Annotated in this window: 15 protein-coding genes; 4 read left to right on the top strand and 11 right to left on the bottom strand. The window is 50.9% G+C overall.

Annotated features, from left to right (window positions below; genetic code table 11):
- Window positions 1-29: 29 nt before the first annotated feature.
- The 6 genes from KK083_RS17385 to KK083_RS17360 form a co-directional block, all read right to left on the bottom strand.
- On the bottom strand, window positions 30-599 hold the full coding sequence (locus tag KK083_RS17385) for a hypothetical protein (RefSeq protein WP_254165262.1): 570 nt from the start codon (window positions 597-599) through the stop codon (window positions 30-32).
- Window positions 589-1098, bottom strand: a complete 510-nt coding sequence (locus KK083_RS17380) for an RNA polymerase sigma factor (protein ID WP_254165260.1) — start codon at window positions 1096-1098, stop codon at window positions 589-591. Before KK083_RS17380 ends, KK083_RS17385 begins: the two co-directional genes overlap by 11 nt.
- A gap of 194 nt (window positions 1099-1292) precedes the next feature.
- Window positions 1293-2729 (bottom strand): eCIS core domain-containing protein, encoded by a 1437-nt coding sequence (locus KK083_RS17375; RefSeq protein WP_254165258.1) that lies wholly within the window; start codon window positions 2727-2729, stop codon window positions 1293-1295.
- Window positions 2730-2830: 101 nt separating this feature from the next.
- On the bottom strand, window positions 2831-5443 hold the full coding sequence (locus KK083_RS17370) for an ABC transporter permease (RefSeq protein ID WP_254165256.1): 2613 nt from the start codon (window positions 5441-5443) through the stop codon (window positions 2831-2833).
- Window positions 5440-5772 carry a PadR family transcriptional regulator gene (locus KK083_RS17365; RefSeq protein ID WP_254165254.1) on the bottom strand — a complete coding sequence of 111 codons (333 nt, stop codon included), beginning with the start codon at window positions 5770-5772 and terminating at the stop codon, window positions 5440-5442. The genes KK083_RS17370 and KK083_RS17365 overlap by 4 nt, the downstream gene beginning before the upstream one ends.
- A 117-nt stretch (window positions 5773-5889) precedes the next feature.
- On the bottom strand, window positions 5890-7356 hold the full coding sequence (locus KK083_RS17360; protein WP_254165252.1) for a hypothetical protein: 1467 nt from the start codon (window positions 7354-7356) through the stop codon (window positions 5890-5892).
- A 162-nt stretch (window positions 7357-7518) separates the two neighbouring features.
- On the opposite strand from KK083_RS17360, the gene KK083_RS17355 reads away from it, so the two are divergent.
- Entirely contained in the window at window positions 7519-7806 is a 288-nt protein-coding gene (locus tag KK083_RS17355; protein WP_254165250.1) for a helix-turn-helix domain-containing protein, read from the top strand.
- On the opposite strand, the gene KK083_RS17350 is transcribed toward KK083_RS17355, so the two are convergent.
- A complete protein-coding gene (locus tag KK083_RS17350; protein WP_254165248.1) occupies window positions 7803-8228 on the bottom strand; it encodes a response regulator in 426 nt (141 codons plus the stop codon). The two genes, KK083_RS17355 and KK083_RS17350, sit on opposite strands and share 4 nt — an antisense overlap.
- Before the next feature lie 7 nt (window positions 8229-8235).
- Window positions 8236-9708, bottom strand: coding sequence for a sensor histidine kinase (locus tag KK083_RS17345; RefSeq protein WP_254165246.1), 1473 nt, complete (start codon window positions 9706-9708; stop codon window positions 8236-8238).
- A gap of 299 nt (window positions 9709-10007) precedes the next feature.
- Here KK083_RS17345 and KK083_RS17340 point away from each other — a divergent pair, with 299 nt between their 5' ends.
- A complete protein-coding gene (locus KK083_RS17340) occupies window positions 10008-11240 on the top strand; it encodes a replication-associated recombination protein A (RefSeq protein WP_254165355.1) in 1233 nt (410 codons plus the stop codon).
- A 170-nt stretch (window positions 11241-11410) separates the two neighbouring features.
- Window positions 11411-13492, top strand: coding sequence for a vWA domain-containing protein (locus KK083_RS17335; protein ID WP_254165236.1), 2082 nt, complete (start codon window positions 11411-11413; stop codon window positions 13490-13492).
- 79 nt (window positions 13493-13571) lie between these two features.
- Here KK083_RS17335 and KK083_RS17330 read toward each other — a convergent pair whose 3' ends face one another.
- Window positions 13572-14486, bottom strand: a complete 915-nt coding sequence (locus KK083_RS17330) for a TIGR01777 family oxidoreductase (RefSeq protein WP_254165234.1) — start codon at window positions 14484-14486, stop codon at window positions 13572-13574.
- 58 nt (window positions 14487-14544) lie between these two features.
- On the opposite strand from KK083_RS17330, the gene KK083_RS17325 reads away from it, so the two are divergent.
- Window positions 14545-15240: a coiled-coil domain-containing protein gene (locus tag KK083_RS17325; RefSeq protein WP_254165232.1), complete on the top strand. Its 696-nt coding sequence runs from the start codon at window positions 14545-14547 to the stop codon at window positions 15238-15240.
- 8 nt (window positions 15241-15248) lie between these two features.
- Here KK083_RS17325 and KK083_RS17320 read toward each other — a convergent pair whose 3' ends face one another.
- Together KK083_RS17320 and KK083_RS17315 are read right to left on the bottom strand one after the other, a co-directional pair.
- A complete protein-coding gene (locus KK083_RS17320) occupies window positions 15249-15797 on the bottom strand; it encodes a hypothetical protein (RefSeq protein ID WP_254165231.1) in 549 nt (182 codons plus the stop codon).
- 73 nt (window positions 15798-15870) lie between these two features.
- A complete protein-coding gene (locus tag KK083_RS17315) occupies window positions 15871-17730 on the bottom strand; it encodes a beta-helix domain-containing protein (RefSeq protein WP_254165229.1) in 1860 nt (619 codons plus the stop codon).
- Window positions 17731-17881: the final 151 nt, after the last annotated feature.

Genomic DNA, 17881 nt, shown 5'->3' with positions numbered 1-17881 from the left:
TGCGACGCTTTTTATTGCCATCGAAATTCCTATCCGTTCTCCAATTTACCTTTCAGGATCTCCAGCTCGCGTTTGCGGGTTTGATAAAACCTGTGCTCCCAGCCACTCGCCCAATAAGTGAGTGCAAAAAATATAACAATACCTGTCACCATCCAGATAGATTTACCTCCTTCCCACACAACAAGCAGTACCAATGCCACCACCGGTAGTATGTTCCAGCGCATGAGTTGCGACAGGCGTACCTGATGACTTGCCATGGCGATAGCGTGATGCAGATCGCCCTGCATGGATCGATCGTACGCAGCATCACCTTTGATCCTCCGGATGCGACTGATCGCTACATAAATTGCTGTCATGAACATCCAGCCCGACAACAGGTAAGCCGAGATCCGCAGGCTTGAATTAAAAAAAGTTGTCGCCATAACAAAAGTGGCGGAAGCGATATTGGCAATCAGCACCAGCCATTCCGTAAAGTTCAGGGTGCGGTTAGCCTTGTTCTTCTTTGAGGTAATGCGGCGATGCAGCGATTGCGCATCCACCACAAAAAGTACTTCACTGTTTTGCATTTCCCAGACTCGTTTAAGTTCTTCAAATTCCATGGTGATGTTGTGTTTTCGATCTCACAATAAGTTGTTTTTTGATCCGGTTGATCTTTACGCCGACATTTGATTCAGAGATACCGAGGATGGTGGCCATCTCCTTGTAAGAGAATCCATCCAGAAGCAGCAGCGTGATGGATCGGTCTATTTCATCCAGCCGAGAGATCTCTTCGTAAAGCCACGTCAGTAGTTCATCAACCTCCACCTTGCTGTCGAGCAACAGATGATGACGGTCGTCCAGTGATTCAGATCGTGTGTGTTTTCGTTCGCGGGTTACCCACCTGATGGCGGTGTTCAGGGCAATGCGATACAACCATGTGGTTACGGAGCATTCGTGCCTGAATGAAGGAACCGACCGCCACACCTGAATAAGGATCTCCTGAAAAAGATCGTCGCGGTCCATGGGTGTGAACGCATAAACCCTCACGATTTTAAAGAGGAGGCCTTTATGCAGGTCTAGCCATGTTTCAAATGTTTGCTTCTGCCCGGTTTCCGTCACATCGTCAGCGTTTACCCATTAGTATCATGAAGGGAGCGAATTCTTACAGGAAATTAAATATTCGGAAGGGAATATCTTACAAACGCGGGTTGGAGCTAAGTTCCACAGCCCTGAACCGAGCTACGATCAAAGTAAAAAAGCGTGGACGTAACTTCCACGCTAATTGAGGGACTGAAATAATATTGTAAGTCTTCTTAATTAGCTTCGTCCTCCACAGGAAACCCATTGTGGATCCTTAACCAATTGTAAACGTTTCCTTTGCCCTGGCCCCAGTCTTCAAGTACTTTCTGAACCGCCCTTCGGTTCGATGCATCCGGTTCAATGGTGCACTCGTGCGTGGTGGTAACGTCAATCATTTTCACAAAACCTTCAGCGCCGTCGAGGAGAAGAACCTTGATGCGCAACGCTCTGGCTACATCCTTTGATCCGGGGAGGTTGTAGGCCGTCACTTTCAGCCTTACCTGCTCCGGCCGCAGCGTGCCTTCTCTCAAGGCGCTTGCCACCGAGCTTTCCACCACCTTCTGCCATTTCTCCTGAAACTCTGTAGTAACTGCTTTATTTACTGCGGCATCAACGCCACCAAGCTTGTGGCTGATCAGGTGCCCCATGTGCGATTTTTTTTCTTCTGTCTCTGCTTCTCCAACCGCTTCTGTCATCCGCTTTTCCGCAGTGGCATGTCTTCGCCCTCCCCTGTGACCTCGCTTCCTGGGCTCATCGACCAACGTTGGCTGAATACCCATGCTGTCAACGCCTTTCTTCTTTTTACGATCCAGCGCCCCCTTCCATGATTGGCTCTCGTCCCATTTAGAATCACCTGAACCGCTCTTTTGTGCGGCTTCTTCGACGCAAAACTTAATAACACGGGCTATGTTCGCGTCGTCACTTCCCTCATTCGGAATGATGATGAAACTTTTCGTAGCCAGTTCAATTTCAAATACCGCGAGGGCTGCGGCATTGTTGGCCAGTTTCGATTTGATCGTTGTGATCTCGTCATCGCTAAGCTCCCGCACATCGTTTGACTGCGGAGCCACTACCGATACCTTGAATTTCATCTGCGCAACATTGCTATCGGATGCCTCCACTGGTTTTTGATTTGCCTGTGAAGCATTTTGCAACGCAGATGCCCGTCCCTTTGCAGCCTTTGCGCCCATCTCGTCGGCTTCACGCTCGAGACGAGTCTGATCGTTCACGTATTGACCATTCCCCAACTGGTGCGTGGGCTTTACTTTCTGCTGCAGCTGCTGCACCACATGCCAGCCTTCGTGCGGAAGATGTTTCTGCTGTCCTGGCGCCAGGTGGATATCCGTACCTTGCGCATACGCCAGTGCCTTGTACTGCTCCGGCTGAGATGAGTTGTAATGTACCCTTACCGGTGAGAGATCCAAACCGGACAGGTTTTCCAACCCTGCCTTCAGTGTGTCTGGCAGACCTGTGTTATTGGGTTGCGCCAGCGATTCAGCAAAACGCTGCTGCTGCGCCACCGTTCTCGGGCTGCCCGCGATCAGCTCTTTTTCCTTCCGTTGGGTAACGGACTCGGGCCTGTTGTCGTGTACGGTTTCGCCATCCGGCAAATGTTTATCTTTTGCTTTCGGCCAGGTGATCAGCCTCGAAAGTCGATCAAATACCTTCATGAATCTGAAGTTACCGGTTCTATGAAGGTACAGAAACGAACTTCCGGAAAACTCTCTTTTTCTGAGTATACGACCGCCTTTGCTGCGCGAACAGTAACCTTCTACTCGTTCCTCAGACTATGCACCGGGTTGGCGTTAGCGGCGCGAAGGGTCTGGCTCACAATGGTGACCATGGCCACAGACAGGATCACCGTGGCGGCTGATACAATGACCCAGACATTCATCGCGATGCGGTAGTCAAAAGACTGAAGCCACCAGCTCATGGATAACCAGGCCATGGGACTGAACAGCACGATGGCGAGGAAGATCGGCTTCAGCGAATGCATGCACAGCAGTTTAACAACGCCGGCAACGGAGCCTCCCAGCACTTTACGGATACCGATCTCTTTCACCCGAGACTCGATCACATAGATGGACAATCCGAGCAATCCCAGGGCGGCAATGGTGATTGCCAGTGCGCTGAAGATACCGGTGATGGTAAGGGTTGCCCTGATGCCGTCGAATTTCCGCTGGTATACTTCGTCAACAAAGTGATATTCGAAAGGATGAGACTGATCGTACTTGGCAAACATTGAAGACAGCGCTTTCAGATTTTCCTGGCTGGTGCGGGCAGCGCTCAACCGGATGTGAATGGTGCTGAACATATTCTTTTGGCAACCCATCACCACCAGGGGTTTGATCTTCTGGTGCGGCGAAGTGATCACAAAATCTTTGACCACACCCACCACATGCCACTCCGTGTTGCCATCAACAATGATCTCGCCGACGGGTTCTTTAAAACCCATCAGCTTCACTGCGGCTTCGTTGATCAGCGCCCCCGATGAATCTGAAGGAAACTGCTGCAGGTCGAGGTCTCTTCCCTGGAGCATGGTCAGTCCAGCCGTTTTGGAAAAAGCTTCATCGGCAATGAACCGTTCAACCACTGATCTATCGGCAGGATCCTTACCGTTCCACTGAAGCGATGTGGTGTTGCTCCATGGCTCGGTGATGGGTGCGCTTGTCATCGTTACAGAGGTAGCTGTTCCTGATGAGAGCAGATCGTTCCGGTAACTTGAATAATTCTTTTGCAGGCTGCCCGTGGCCGGCTGATAGACCAGGTGCTCGCGGTTGTAACCTGCTTCACGATGCTGCACATAGCGCACCTGTTTACTCACTACAATAACGGAAACGATCAGCATCACGGCAAAGCCGAACTGGAACACCACCAGCGATTGCCTCAGCCAGCCGCGGTTGCCGGTAGTGATGGCTACACCTTTCAGGATGCGTACCGGCCGGAATGATGAGAGGTACAACGCAGGGTAGAGCCCTGCAGCCAACCCGATGAACGCCGTCAGCGAAAAGGCCATGGTCCAGAAATACGGACTAAAGAAATCCAACGTGAGGGGCTGGCGGATGAGTGTGCTGAAGGACGGCAAAAGCAGGTAAACCAGTATCAGCGAAAGCAGGCCTGCGCCGAGCGCGATCAGCACCGACTCACATAAGAACTGGAGGATGAGCGAATAACGGTACGCACCCGTTACCTTCCGGATACCCACTTCTTTTGAACGCCGTTGTGCGCGTGCCGTAGACAGGTTCACAAAGTTGACACAGGCTATCACGATGAGGCAGATACCGAGCAGACCCAGCATACGAATGATCTGGATGCGGCCACCCGCAGGAACACCGTTCTCAAATCCGGCGTACAAGTGCATTTTTGTGAGGGGATAGAGGAATATCTCACGCGTGGTCTCCTTATCAGAATGTTTTTTCGCCACATCTTTTACAACCTCGTTGAGCTGGTCCGCACTTTCCCCGGTGCGAAGCTTTACATACGTTTCTACGGAATTATTTTTCCAATACGTATCTTTTTCTCCGATGCTCTCCAGGAACGAAAAAGGTATGAGGTAATCGAAGTAAAAATCGGTGTTGGGTGGCAGGTCTTTCAGAATGCCGGCAACGGTGAACTGAAATGTATAACCCGATTCTTCAATTGAAATGGTCTCACCGAAAGCTTCACGATCGCCAAACAACTGGCGGGCAAACTGCTCTGTCACCACCATGGTGTTGGGCTCACGCAGTACCTTCGAGGGATCGCCCTTCAGCAGCGGGAATGAGAACATGGTGAGGAACTGTGCATCGGTATACACACCTGTATTTTTTATCAGGCGGGTCTCGCCTGCGGTGAACAGCTGTGACGATCCATAACGCGCATAGCTGACGGCGCTCTCCACCGCCGGATACTCCTGCACCAGCGTGGGTGCAAGAACGCGCGGGGTTTTGCTCCAGCACTGGATCTCGCCATTCTGAACTTCACGGTTCCATGCCTTGTAGATCCGATCCTTGTCAGCATGGAACTGATCGTAGCTGAATTCCCTTCCTACCCAGAGGAACAACAAGCACGCGCCAGTGAGGCCCAGCGTTAATCCGAAGACGTTGATGAACGAATACAACCGGTTCCGCAGCATCACACGCGACGCTACTTTAAAATAGTTGCCAAGCATATAAAAGGGGGTTAACTGAATCGACAGCTTATTTCTTAAAACAATTCCGGGCCTGAGAAACCGGATAGCATTCCAGGTGAACCTTCGCCTCGCTTTTCTTTCACCGAACGTCTTCACATCACGGGCGAACCGTTGCAGCAGGTCTCCTTCGATCTCTTCGGCGAGATGATCGGGACAGAACCACCGCAGAAAACGTAGCACCCACTGCGGAGGGCGGACATTGTTGTGGCTCATATTCCTGACATTTTAAACTGGGGGATCATCTTCCAGATCTCGAGCCGTGCATCCCGCATGGTGCGCAGTATGGCAAGGCCTGCGCTGGTAATGGTGTAGATCCGTTTGCGGCGACCTCCCCGCTCATTCGTTTCACCACCCATCTTCGAGCGGATGTATCCTTTATCTTCCAGGCGATACAGGGTCACATGTACTGCACTGAGATTCACCTCACGTTTGAGCCGCGTTTCAATCTCATCTGCGATGGCCGCACCATAGGCATCTTCCTGCAAGGCCGCAACCATCATCAGCACCAGCTCCTCAAATTCGCCAAGGTATTCTTTCGCCATATGCTTATATTTTGTTAAGCAAATAAGCGAAGATTATTCAACATTTGCAATACGTGCGATATTTCACTCAGTCTGGGAAGAGTCCATGATCGACGGTCGACAGTCCACGGAAGAGACTCACGGCTTTTTAACAGCTTTTGAGATGATCACCACTTTGTCATTCGCGCCGGCGGGAACCTGCAGCTTTCCGTTGCTGACCGTGGTGGCTTGTAATGATTGACCCGTCACAGCATCCATCCACGCTGCCTGATAGTTTCCTTTGGGGAGGTTGAGCGTGATGTCGTAAGGTTTTGTGGCCATGGGTTCCACATAGATGACCCACTGTGTTTTGCCATCACTGAGGGCCTGGGTGCCGGCTCCCGGCGCAGCGGTCACCAGGTTGTGATCTGGTTTGAGATCGATGAAATTCAGGCTTTCGAAAAAACGTTTGAGCACACTCAATCTCCTGCGCAGCTCGGGACTGCCACCGCCGGGTGCTTTGTAAGTGGTATCCTGGCCGAGCTCGGCGCCTGCAGAAAATGAATAGTCGAGCTGGCTGAACAACGCACCACCTGCCATCAAAAAACGCCAGGCCTGTCTGCCATAGGTTTCATCGGCGCGACCTGCAAAACCTGTTTCGTTAAAACCGATCACACGATCGAGGTGGTAGTTCTCTGTCACTGCTTCGGGCAGCGCATAGTGAAAATTGAAAATAGAGATGTTCGGGTCCGCATCCGTGACCGGGTAGTGAAAGTTGCCGATGTTTTGCGAGATCAGGTGTTTATTGGCCAGCTTATTTTCCTCATCCCTGATCCAGCCCGCCACTTTCCGTTGCCATTCGTTAGACCGTTGCGACACTACCTGCAGCGTTGTACGCCAGTCTTTCGCATCGCCGTACTCGTTGCGTTTCAGCACCAGGTCGCTCTGGTCCGCCCACGGTTCGTTCTGCACTTCGAAGTACAGGTTATCGAACATGTTGAGCTCCCGTACCACCCGGCGCACATACTTCTCCTGGTGCTTGAGCACGTTGCCATTGTCGAGTGTGTTGGCCAGCGCCGACTGAACACTGTCTGTGAGGTTTACATTGTTCTTGTGATTGAGCGCGCTGTAGTTCCATCCACCGCCATAGTGTGCGGAGAACAGCGTCACTTCCACAATGACACCCCTGCGCGAAGCTTCGGCCATAAAATCCTTGAGACGTACAAAGTAGGCCTCATCCCACTGGTTGAGATCGAATTTGTTTCCGCCCAGGGCATATCCCGGCACACTGCTTCTACGCCAGGGAAGTGTCAGCCTGTTTTCCGCGGGAGCCAGCGTATTTTTCATGATCCCGAAGTCGCCGGTCTTTTCAACGTAGGCGCCAGCGAACAGCCGGGTATTGTTCAACCCGGAGGCCGACAATGCTTCGAGGTATTTTTTATAATCGAAGTCGAGGTTCACCACAGCGCCATAATGTTCGCCAGACCCCACAACGACTATAGGTTTATTCTGATACATGAAATAGTGGGGATTGCGGGGATGGAGTTGCAACACATTCTTTGACTGGGAGAAGACGGAAGCTGATGCAACGCACATGAAAACGAGCGAAATAGCAAGGGATCTCATGGGTATAGGGTTGATCTACTTAAAGATAACGAATCTGCGCCAAAGCCTGAACCGTCCCCACGAGCGCATATTTTTTTTCGCTTTACGATGTGCTATTATATGGAGTAATGAATGTATGCCAATGTTCTGAATATTGCGGCAGCGAAAACCACAAGCCGATACGTGAAAAAAGACAAACTCCTGGAAAGCACACTGGAAAAGGCTGGCCGAAAATTAACCGAGCTCCGCATACAGAAAGGCTACAAGAGCCACGAGACCTTCGCCTTCGATTACGACCTTCCGCGTGCTCAATACTGGAGGCTGGAAAAAGGCAAGGTGAACTTCACCATCAAAACGCTGATCAAGGTACTGTCCATCCACAAGCTCACGGTGGAGGAATTTTTTGCCGGCATCGATGCGCATGACAACGGCAGCGCCATCAAATCTTCCACCACCAAAACATCAGACTAGATCCTGTTCTTGATGTTCATCAGGTCGATCATCAGGTTGAACGAATCGATAGAAGACGGGTTATTGAACTTCAGGGGTTTTACAATGTACCCGGAGACGCCCAGCTTCGCCACCCTCTCCCTTTCTTCTTTTTCTTCGGAAGTGGTGATGATAAAAACCTTCACGTCTTTCCACTGATCCATGCTCCGCAGGTTCTGAAGAAATTCCATTCCGTTCATCTTGGGCATGTTCAGGTCGAGCAGAATGATATCGGGTTTGGGTGCAGCATCCTTTTGTGCATTGCCGAGCAGCGCCAGCGCCTCTTCTCCATTCTTGGCAACTTCCATTTTATACAGAATGCTCATCCTGTCGAGCGTGCGCCGCGTGTCCATCACATCCAGCGTATCATCCTCAATCATCAGAATATTGATCACCTTATCCATACTTGTTTTATTTGGGCCACGTAAAAGCAAAAATCGAACCTTTCCCGGCATCAGAGGTAACCCGGATGATCTGCTTGCGGTCGTCAAGGATCTTCTTGACGATGGCAAGCCCGATACCGGTGCTCTCAAAAGCGTCGCGCTCCTGCAGGGTTTGGAAAATGCCGAAGATCTTGTCGTGATAATTTCTCGCTATTCCGGGGCCATTGTCTTCCACAAAGAACTCGTAATGTGTTTTTTGATCCATGTAATAGACCTTGATGATGCCGTCGGGTTTGTTGTGATACTTGATGGCGTTGCTCACGAGGTTAGACAACACCTGCTGCAGCGGGATCCGTTCCGTGAGGATCTGGGGCAGGTTCGGCTGAATGCTTAACGTAAGTCCTGCACGCAAAGGCAGGTTCTCGCGGATGTCGTGCATCAGTACGTTCAGGTCTACCAGCTCGCGGATCGGCATCTCCCGGCCTACGCGGGCATAAGATAAGAGGCCTTTGATGAGGTTTTCGGCCCTGATCAGCCTGCCACGGATCAGCTGGATGTACTCATTCACTTTCGGCGACAGCTCTTTGGTATGATCTTCCTCGATCCAGGTAATCACGTTGTCGATGCCGCGCAGGGGCGCCTTCATATCGTGCGAAACGATGTGCGCAAACTGGTCGAGCTCCTCATTCTTCCTTTTCAGCAACGTGATGTTCTCAGACAATACTTTCGCCATATGATTGAGCGATTGTGCGAGTTGCCCCAGCTCATCGGTGCCTGGATCCTGCATGGAGACCTCGTAGTTGCCGGCGGCGATCTCATCGGCCATCTTCACCATGCCCATGATGCGGGTAGAGATGCGGTAGGCAAGAAAAAAAGCGATGCTGGCACCCAGCAGGATCGAGAATGTGGTAAGGTAAAAAGAGATCTGCCGGGTTTGCTCGATGGAAGCGGTGAGCACAGCCTTGCGTTGCTCCCGGCGGTCATATTCATAGTTGCTGAAGTCCTTGAATCTTTGCTGCAATGCCTTGTTGATGTTGCGCTCACTGCCGCTCACCAGCTTTTCGCGATACAGTTTATTGAAGGCAACCGTGCTGCTGTCGGATGTTCCGGCGCTTTTTTTGGCTTCGATCAGCGGACGGGCGATCTCATTCACCCACCGGTCGTTGAGCCGCACGATCTCGTCAAAATCATTCTTCTGATGCGAGCTGTCAGGAATGAGCAATGAAAGCTCGGCCAGGATATTTGTGTTCTCCATGGCAGCCGAGTCATACGATTCGATAAAATAGTTCTCGCCCGTGAACAGGTACCCGCGCAGGCCGCTCACCATGTTCATGATATTCCGCTGAAAACGGTTGCTGTTCCGCACCATGGTGGTAGACCTGGCAAACCACTCCGAGTTCTCGTTCACCTTCTCTGACTGCCTTACATTGATGTAGGTAGTGATGGAGAACAACACGAGGATCAGCATGAATCCCAAAAAAATAAAATACGAGATCTTCATAGCGATCGGGGGTAAAATCCTATCAGCCTTCTTTAGCACAAAAAAATCACGTTGCATCGCGCCGGATGCAATGGGCCAGGGGGTGGGTTTCTGACCGCAGTATTACCATTTATTTAAAAAAAACCAAAACAAAGTTTCGGGAGGGGCCTATTTGCGCAGGAACCCGAAAAAATTACCGGGTATAATTTTTTACAAAGTTGCCGGGCTATACTCTCGCACTGGAGTATTCGTTAATTTGCTGACTGTATTTTAACTGCTGATCCGTGTTACTGAATTCACGCCCGCCCCTGGCAGAACGTATGCGTCCCACGAAGCTCGACGAGCTGATCGGCCAGGAACACCTGACCGGTGCCAGCGGCGTGATCCGTAAGGCCATCCAGACGGGCAATGTTCCCTCTATGATACTCTGGGGGCCGCCCGGCGTTGGCAAAACCACCATTGCCAACATCATTGCCAATGAAGTGAAGAAACCTTTTTACACCTTGAGCGCCGTAAGCGCGGGTGTGAAGGAAGTGCGGGAGGTGATCGAGAAAGCCAGGTTGTCTTCACGGTCGATCCTCTTTATAGACGAGATCCACCGGTTCAATAAATCACAACAGGATGCGCTGCTGGGTGCCGTTGAAAAAGGGGTGATCACCCTCATCGGTGCCACTACTGAAAATCCTTCCTTTGAAGTGAACTCCGCGCTGCTCTCACGCTCGCAGGTGTATACGCTGAAAGCACTGGGCGAAGCAGAGCTGCTGGCCCTGGTCAGGCAAGCCCTGGAGCGGGACGAAGAGCTCAAAAAAAGGAAGATCGAAATAAAAGAGCATCATGCCCTGCTCAACATCTCGGGGGGAGACGGCCGCAAGCTGCTGAACCTGGTGGAGCTGCTGGCCGATTCTGTTCCCGGCGACTTCGAGATCACCGACCAGCTGGTGATGGAAGTGGCCCAGAAACACATTGCGCGCTACGACAAAAGTGGCGAACAGCACTACGACATCATTTCGGCGTTTATCAAATCCATCCGCGGAAGCGACCCCAACGCCGCTGTTTACTACCTGGCGCGAATGGTTGAAGGTGGTGAAGATGTGAAGTTCATCGCCCGCCGAATGCTCATCCTGGCTTCGGAAGACATCGGCAACGCCAACCCTACTGCGCTGGTGATCGCCAACAGCACGTTCCAGGCCGTCAACGTGATCGGCTACCCCGAAGCCCGCATCATTCTCTCGCAGTGCGCTGTGTACCTTGCGGCATCTCCGAAGAGCAACGCCAGCTATATGGCCATTAACGAGGCCATCAGCACCGTGAATGAAACGGGCGACCTGCCGGTGCCTCTCTCCATCCGGAATGCGCCTACCAAACTGATGAAGAACATGGGGTATGGAAAGGGTTACCAGTATGCCCACAGTTATGAAGGCAATTTTGTGCAGGCCGAGTTCCTGCCCGACCAGATCAAGGGCATGAAGTTCTACGAGCCGGGAAATAATGCCCGGGAGGAAGAGCTTCGGAAGTATCTGCGCGGGTTGTGGAAGGAGAAATATGGATATTAGTTATTAGAAGAAGCCAGAAGTCAGGAGCCAGGAGTCAGAAGGGGAGAAAAAGGAGTAAGAATTTAAGAAGTAAGGAGGGTGCAGTGCACAAATCGTACCTCGTAGATCGTACCTCGTACCTCCTTAAGGATCCCCTTGTCGGGGACTATACTTTAGCGTTATATTGAGTTATGAAAAGAATCATTTTTGAGTCGGCGCCGGAGTTTATTGTGCTTTGCGTGATCGCGGGGTTGGGATATGCTGCCGTGCAGTACCTGCGCACAAAGCAGCCCTGGAACAAAAGGATCAACTGGATCCTCTTTGGATGCCGCACTGTGCTGGTGTCGTTCCTGGCATTCCTGCTGCTGGGCCCTATCGTAAAGCAGATCAACAACCTCTTCGAAAAACCGATCTTCGTCATCCTCCAGGATAACTCCGCCTCCATCCGCGAAACCACCGATTCAACGGCACGCAATAAGCTCGCGCAAAGCCTGACGGAAACCAAAAATATTCTTGAAGCAAAAGGTTATGAGCCTGTTGTTCACGACCTCTCCGGGCAGGATGTTACGAGCTTCCGTTACAACGCCACGGCTTCGGATCTCAACAGTGCATTGAAACGTGTGAGCAACCGTTACGAAGGAAAGAATGTGGCCGGCGTTATTCTGGTCTCAGACGGTCTTTACAACGCAGGCCTTTCGCCACTGTATGCTGCTTATAATTTCCCGGTTCACACCATCGGCGTTGGCGACACATCACAACGCTCCGATATTGCCATCAAGAACGTGGCTTACAACAAGATCGCCTACCAGGGCAACAAATTTCCCCTGCGCACCGAAGTGCAGGTGAAGAACCTGAGCGCACAACCCATCACCGTGTCGCTTTTCAAACGGGGCCGCCTCATCGACAAGCAGACCAAAAACTCAACGGGAGATCAGCTCATGGTGTTCGACTTTCAACCCCAGGCCGACGAGCAGGGCATCCAGAAGTACGACATCCAGGTAGAAAGCAATCCCAACGAGCACAACACCAAGAACAACCGGTCATCGGTGTTTGTTGAAGTGGTGGAAGGCAAGAAGAAGATCCTGCTGGTGGCGGCAACACCTCACCCTGACATTAAGGCGCTGCGCGAGGTGATCGACAAAAATTCCAACTATGAGTTTCTGCTCCACATCCCCGGGGTAAGCGAGCAGCAGGCCAGCGTGCTCAGGCCAGACAATATCGACCTGGCTATCTTTCATCAGTCGCCCGACCTGCGTTCGAGGACCAACAACCTCTTCCAGAGTTTCGCCAACAGCAGAACATCGTTGTTTTTTATCCTCGGCCAAACGTCAGACCTTCCCGGCATCGCGAAGCAGAATATGCCGGTAAAATTTGACAATACGCCCAGGGACTTCGATGAAGTTACTCCCGTTGTAAATCCTGCTTTCTCGAATTTCTCGCTGTCGGCCGAAACAAATTCCGTGGTTGCCAGCTACCCACCGGTCTCGGTTCACTACGGCAAGCTCCAGATGCCGGTGAGCGCAACACCGTTGCTCTATCAGCGCGTAGGCAGCGTCTCCACCGAGAAGCCGCTGATCGCCATTGACGTGAAGGATTCGCGCAAGATCGCCTTCATGCTGGGCGAAGGCCTGTGGCGCTGGAGGCTGAATGAATTCGACCGCACAGAAGGCACCGCAGCATTCGATGAAGTTTTCGGCAAGCTGATCCAGTTCCTGAGCACCACGGACGACAAACGCAAATTCAGAAGTTATCCGCTGCAACAGGAGTTTTCAGATACCGAACCTGTTGTGTTCGAAAGCCAGGTCTACAACGATATCTTCGAGCCCGTATATGGCAACACCATTGAGATAGATATCACCGAAGAAAGGGGAAAGAAAAATCAATACACCTATGTGACCAGCCCGGGCAACATCCGGTACCAGATCGGTGGTTTGAAAGAGGGCGTATACCGCTACCGGTCAAGAACGGTCATCAACCAGAAATCAGAAGAGGTACGGGGAGAATTTGCTGTGGTTGAACGGCAGATCGAGCTTCAAAACCTTACCGCCGACTTCGACCTGCTGCGCAAGCTCTCCGCCTCCACCGGCGGAAAATTCTTTAAAGCCAGCGATACTGAAAACCTGAAGAACTACCTTCAGCAAACACAAGCACAGAGCGTGATCCACAGCGAGGAGACCTACGACTCCATCATCAACCTGAAATGGGTGTTCTGGTTATTGCTGCTGTTAGTGAGTGCGGAGTGGGGACTCAGGAAATATCATGGATCATACTGAGGTGTTCAGCCCAGGAGCCAGGAGTAAGGAGCCAGGAGGGCGCGGCGTTGTCCTTTGTCAATTGTCCTTTTGTCAACTGTCAACTGACTAAAAGGTCTTTCAGCGCATCACTCAAATTATCAAACCGGGGTTTAAATCCTGCGCGCAAAATCTTCTCAGGCGAAACACGGTTGCCCTGAAGCACCATTTGTGACATGTCGCCGAGGGCAAGCTTCAGAAAGATGGAGGGAACCGGGGGAAGGAACACCGGCTTGTGAAGCACTGCTCCGATAGCCTTTGTCATCTCGCGGTTCGTGGTGTGTTGTGGCATCGCTGCGTTATATGCTCCGTGCATGGTTGGGTCATCGATGGCTTTGATGAACATGCCGCAGAGATCGTCAACGTGGATCCAGCTGATGTACTGATCGCCCGAACCCAGCGGCGCACCGGCGAAGTACCTCACAGGCATGGCCAGCTTCTCGAGCGCACCGCCTTTTTTACTGAGCACAAGGCCGATGCGGATCTTCACCACGCGGATGCCCAGCGAACTGATGCGATCGGCTTCCGCCTCCCATTGCCTGCTCACGTCTGCCAGAAAATCATTTCCCGGGGGGTCATCTTCCGTAAAAACGGCACCCCGGTCGGGACCATAGTAGCTCATGCCCGATGCAGCGATGAAATTTTTAACGGTGTGCTTTTGCTGCTGGAGTGTATCGAATAGTAACCGTGTAGACCGCGTGCGGCTCTCCAGGATCTCCTGCCGGCGTTTTGGCGTCCAGCGTTTTTCACCCACATTGGCGCCGGCGAGGTGAACGATTGTGTTAACGGAATGCAACGCCGCCGCATCCAGTGTCTGTTTTTGGATGTCCCACGTAAAGGAAGGCACACCGGATCTTTTGCCAGCGCGCCCCAGGTGGTGTACGCCATCGCCGCGGCTGAGCAGAAGTTCCGTGAGATGTGTGCCGATCAGGCCACTCGCACCGGTGATGAGCACATTATTTTTTGCAGGGGTCATGAAAGCGCCGGTATTATTTTTCTTTAAGTTTGTACCAATCTAACTTATTGCCGCAATAATGCTCAACAAAAATCTCATTTTTCTCTTTTGTATCCTCATCACCAGTCTTTCAACGCACGCACAAACGGTGAACGTAAAAAAAGAAAAAACACGCATCAAGAATGATTACGCCGATGGATTTGAAGTTGAGCTTCAGGCAACGCCCGAAGAAGTAGAGGCTTCCCTTACAAAATTCATGAAGTCGCTGGGCAAATCGAAGTCTGTAGAAAATTACCTGGTGGTGAATGAGCCTGTGCTGCAGGGAAGAACCTACACGGCGCCTGTGTTCGGTGTGAACAAGCAGGTAGGCAACATCGTTTCGGCATGGGTAGGCATCAAGACCGACGACTGGAAGAAAGACGACGCCGAAGCAGTGAACCAGGACCTTGAAAAGATGCTTCACGATTTTGGTGTAACCTTCTACCGCGAAAAGATCCAGAAGCAGATCGATGAATCCACCCGCGCGGGCCAGGCAGTGGAACGCCAGCAGCAGCGCCTGCAGAATCAGAACCGCGACCTCACCGGCAAGATCGAGGACAATAAACGTGAGAAGATCCAGCTTGAAAAATCACTCGAGAACAACAAGATTGAGCTGGAAACACTGACCAAACGCCTCGAAAAGAATAAGAAAGATCAGGACTCAGTAGCCGTGGCCGGAGAGCAGATCAAAAAAGTGATCGAGATGCATAAGGAACGGCAAAGGAAAGTGAATTGATAAATATCTTATCTCGCCTTCCAACTCCTGGTCTGCTTGTCGTAGTAAGTTCTGTCGTCAGGAAACTCGATGTAATCTACACCACCTGAGTTTTTAGTGTAGTATTGCTGCAGGTCTTCCTGCTTCACCATTTTATCGAAGAGCATATAGCTTCTCCGCTGAAGCGTATCAGGAACCATCTTCCAGGTTCGGAAGATCTCTTCATATTCGGTAAGCTCGCCTTTATCGTTCAGTTTAAACCTTCCACCGGTTGCATGTCGCTTCTCGTAAAGGCTTGGCGCGGGCTGCGAAATGAGGAAATAGAAATAATCATCCTCTGGAAAAAATCTTTCGAAACGGATCTTGCTTTGTTTCACCATGTAAAAGCTGTCGTATTCCGGTTTGAACTTTTCGATGTTGTTGACAGCATCCGGAGAACCCGCGGCGTAGCGAACAATGGTAGTGATAATGGCATCTTTCTGCGTAGGTGTGAGATGCGCATTGGGATCGTAGTTGTTATCCTTTGTACAGGCAGCCAGCAGCGCGATAACAACGATCAGAAGTGTAAGTTTTTTCATATGTATAGAAGCATGCAAAAATAAAAAAGACTTGCCGGTAGCAAGTCCTTTTTATCAAATATTAGAACGCTGATTAATAAACTTTCAATTGAGGGCGGAACTCAGTCCATCCATTGGTCCAGTCTGTTGAACCGAAGGCACCTCTGTAAGTAGTTGAAGTAAAGAATCCACCGCTAAGCTTGGCATCGGCGAAGCTTGCACCTGCATTGAGCGTACCAGTTGTTACTGTAAAGTCAGGATCTGTAGGATAAGCATCGATGGCCTGAGGGTTCTCAGTAGTGGCATTGTTACCCCAGAAGAGCGCTGAATTGATTCCATAGGCAGTATAAGGGTTCACGGAACTAGCAGGTGTTCCCGGCACAGGAGACCATCCGGCAGAGCCTGTAGGGAACGCTACGGTATTTGTGCGAGCGCCATCGGTAAAGTATGTTTTTACAGGAGCAGCATCATAAGTATTGCTTGAAGCACCATAAGTAGCAGCATAAACAACGTTGTTTGCACCTACAGCATTACCAACTTCAGCAGTAGAGGGAACCATCAGGACGTTGTTGGCCAGCACACCTACACCGTTGTTATAGTTGGTGAAGGTCGGATCGTCATCAATACGAAGACCAGTAGGGAAACCGCTGATGAACGAGTTGAAGATAGAGATGGCCGTTCTTCTGCGGATGTGCATCGCATGCTGGAAGTTAGCAGAGATAGCGCGTGCTCTTGTAGTAGCAGTCTCACCTGTTCTGATCAGGCCTGTGCTGTAATCGCGCGGACCGATGATGGTCATGTTAGAGAACACACCGCGTGTACAACCTGTGTTGGTAGTTCCATCGCATTTTCCGGCAATGGCATTGGCGTTACCCTGGCTGTCGCTTTCGAAACCATTTGAGCCAGACTGGTCAGCCATGAAAGGATAACGGATCGCTACACCGAACTGAACATTTCCACCCCATCCGAAGTCTGTATCGAAGTCGTCATCCCAGGTGCTGAAAGAGATCAGGTTCTTAGCGCTCACAGTGCCACCGAACCACTCGAAGCCGTCATCACCACCGTAAGAAGCCTGTACGTAATTGATGGTAGTGCCATTACCAACGGCGCCCATCGTCAGGCTGTTGGTTTCGTTGTTGGGTGTAAGCTCGATACCTGCGTACTCGATGCGTACATAAGTCAACGTTCCGCTGTTCTCAGTAGCATTCACGGCAGGGTCAGTTCCAACGGTTCCGTATTTCACTTCAGGTGTGATACCTTCGATAGAAGGCTGGGAAGACTGATTTACAAAAGCAGTTCCGAGGATGATGATTCCACCCCAGTCACCACGATCGCGGGTATTGATAGGTTGATCAGAAGTAAATACAACCGGGCTTGCAGCAGTACCGTTGGCAATCAGTTTACCACCGGGCGAAACGATCAACGTAGCCCTGGTAGCTCTCTCACCTTTGATCACTGTGCCCGCAGGGATTGTCAGCGTTACACCGTTAGGGATGAACACCTGGTTCTTCAAAATGTAAATATTGGCTGCATCCAAAGTCTGTGTAGTCAGGTTACCCTGCAGTACTGTGGGAGCTTTCAGCACTACATTCAATACTGCAGTAGTTGAAGCAGATTGGTTAGCATTGTCCGTTACTTTTAAAGTTATGCTTCCGGCACCAACGGATGATGTTGCTGTGAAGGTAACTACGATAGAACCCTCTTTTGCGCCTGCTGTACCATCGGTTTTAACAGTAGCAGTTCCACCCGTGGCAGTCACTTCAGAAGACTTGAAGCCTCCGGGCGCTGCATAGGTGAAGGTAATGTCAGTTGATGAGCTCACGTTAACAGTGGTCACATCGGGGGTAGTGAAAGTAGGAACCCCGGGTTTAGGATCTTCATCATCACAACTCTGAACCAGCATTACTGCTGTAATCGCCATAAAAAAGGCGAGTAGTTTAATCAGTTTTTTCATGTTTAACAGTTTAGTTGTTCGTTTCGTCAGCGCCAAAATTAGACTGAAGAGTTAAGTTGGTTTTGTTTTGTTCGTTAACTCTTCATTAACAAGTTCTGGCGGTTATCAGCCCTTCTTAACATTAAGGAAACACAAAGTTGAATGAAGCCTA

This window comes from Chryseosolibacter histidinae, assembly GCF_018598225.1.
Classification (GTDB): domain Bacteria; phylum Bacteroidota; class Bacteroidia; order Cytophagales; family Cyclobacteriaceae; genus Chryseosolibacter; species Chryseosolibacter histidini.
The sequence above is the reverse complement of the archived record's forward strand: the minus strand, read 5'-3'. Positions and strand labels throughout refer to the sequence as shown.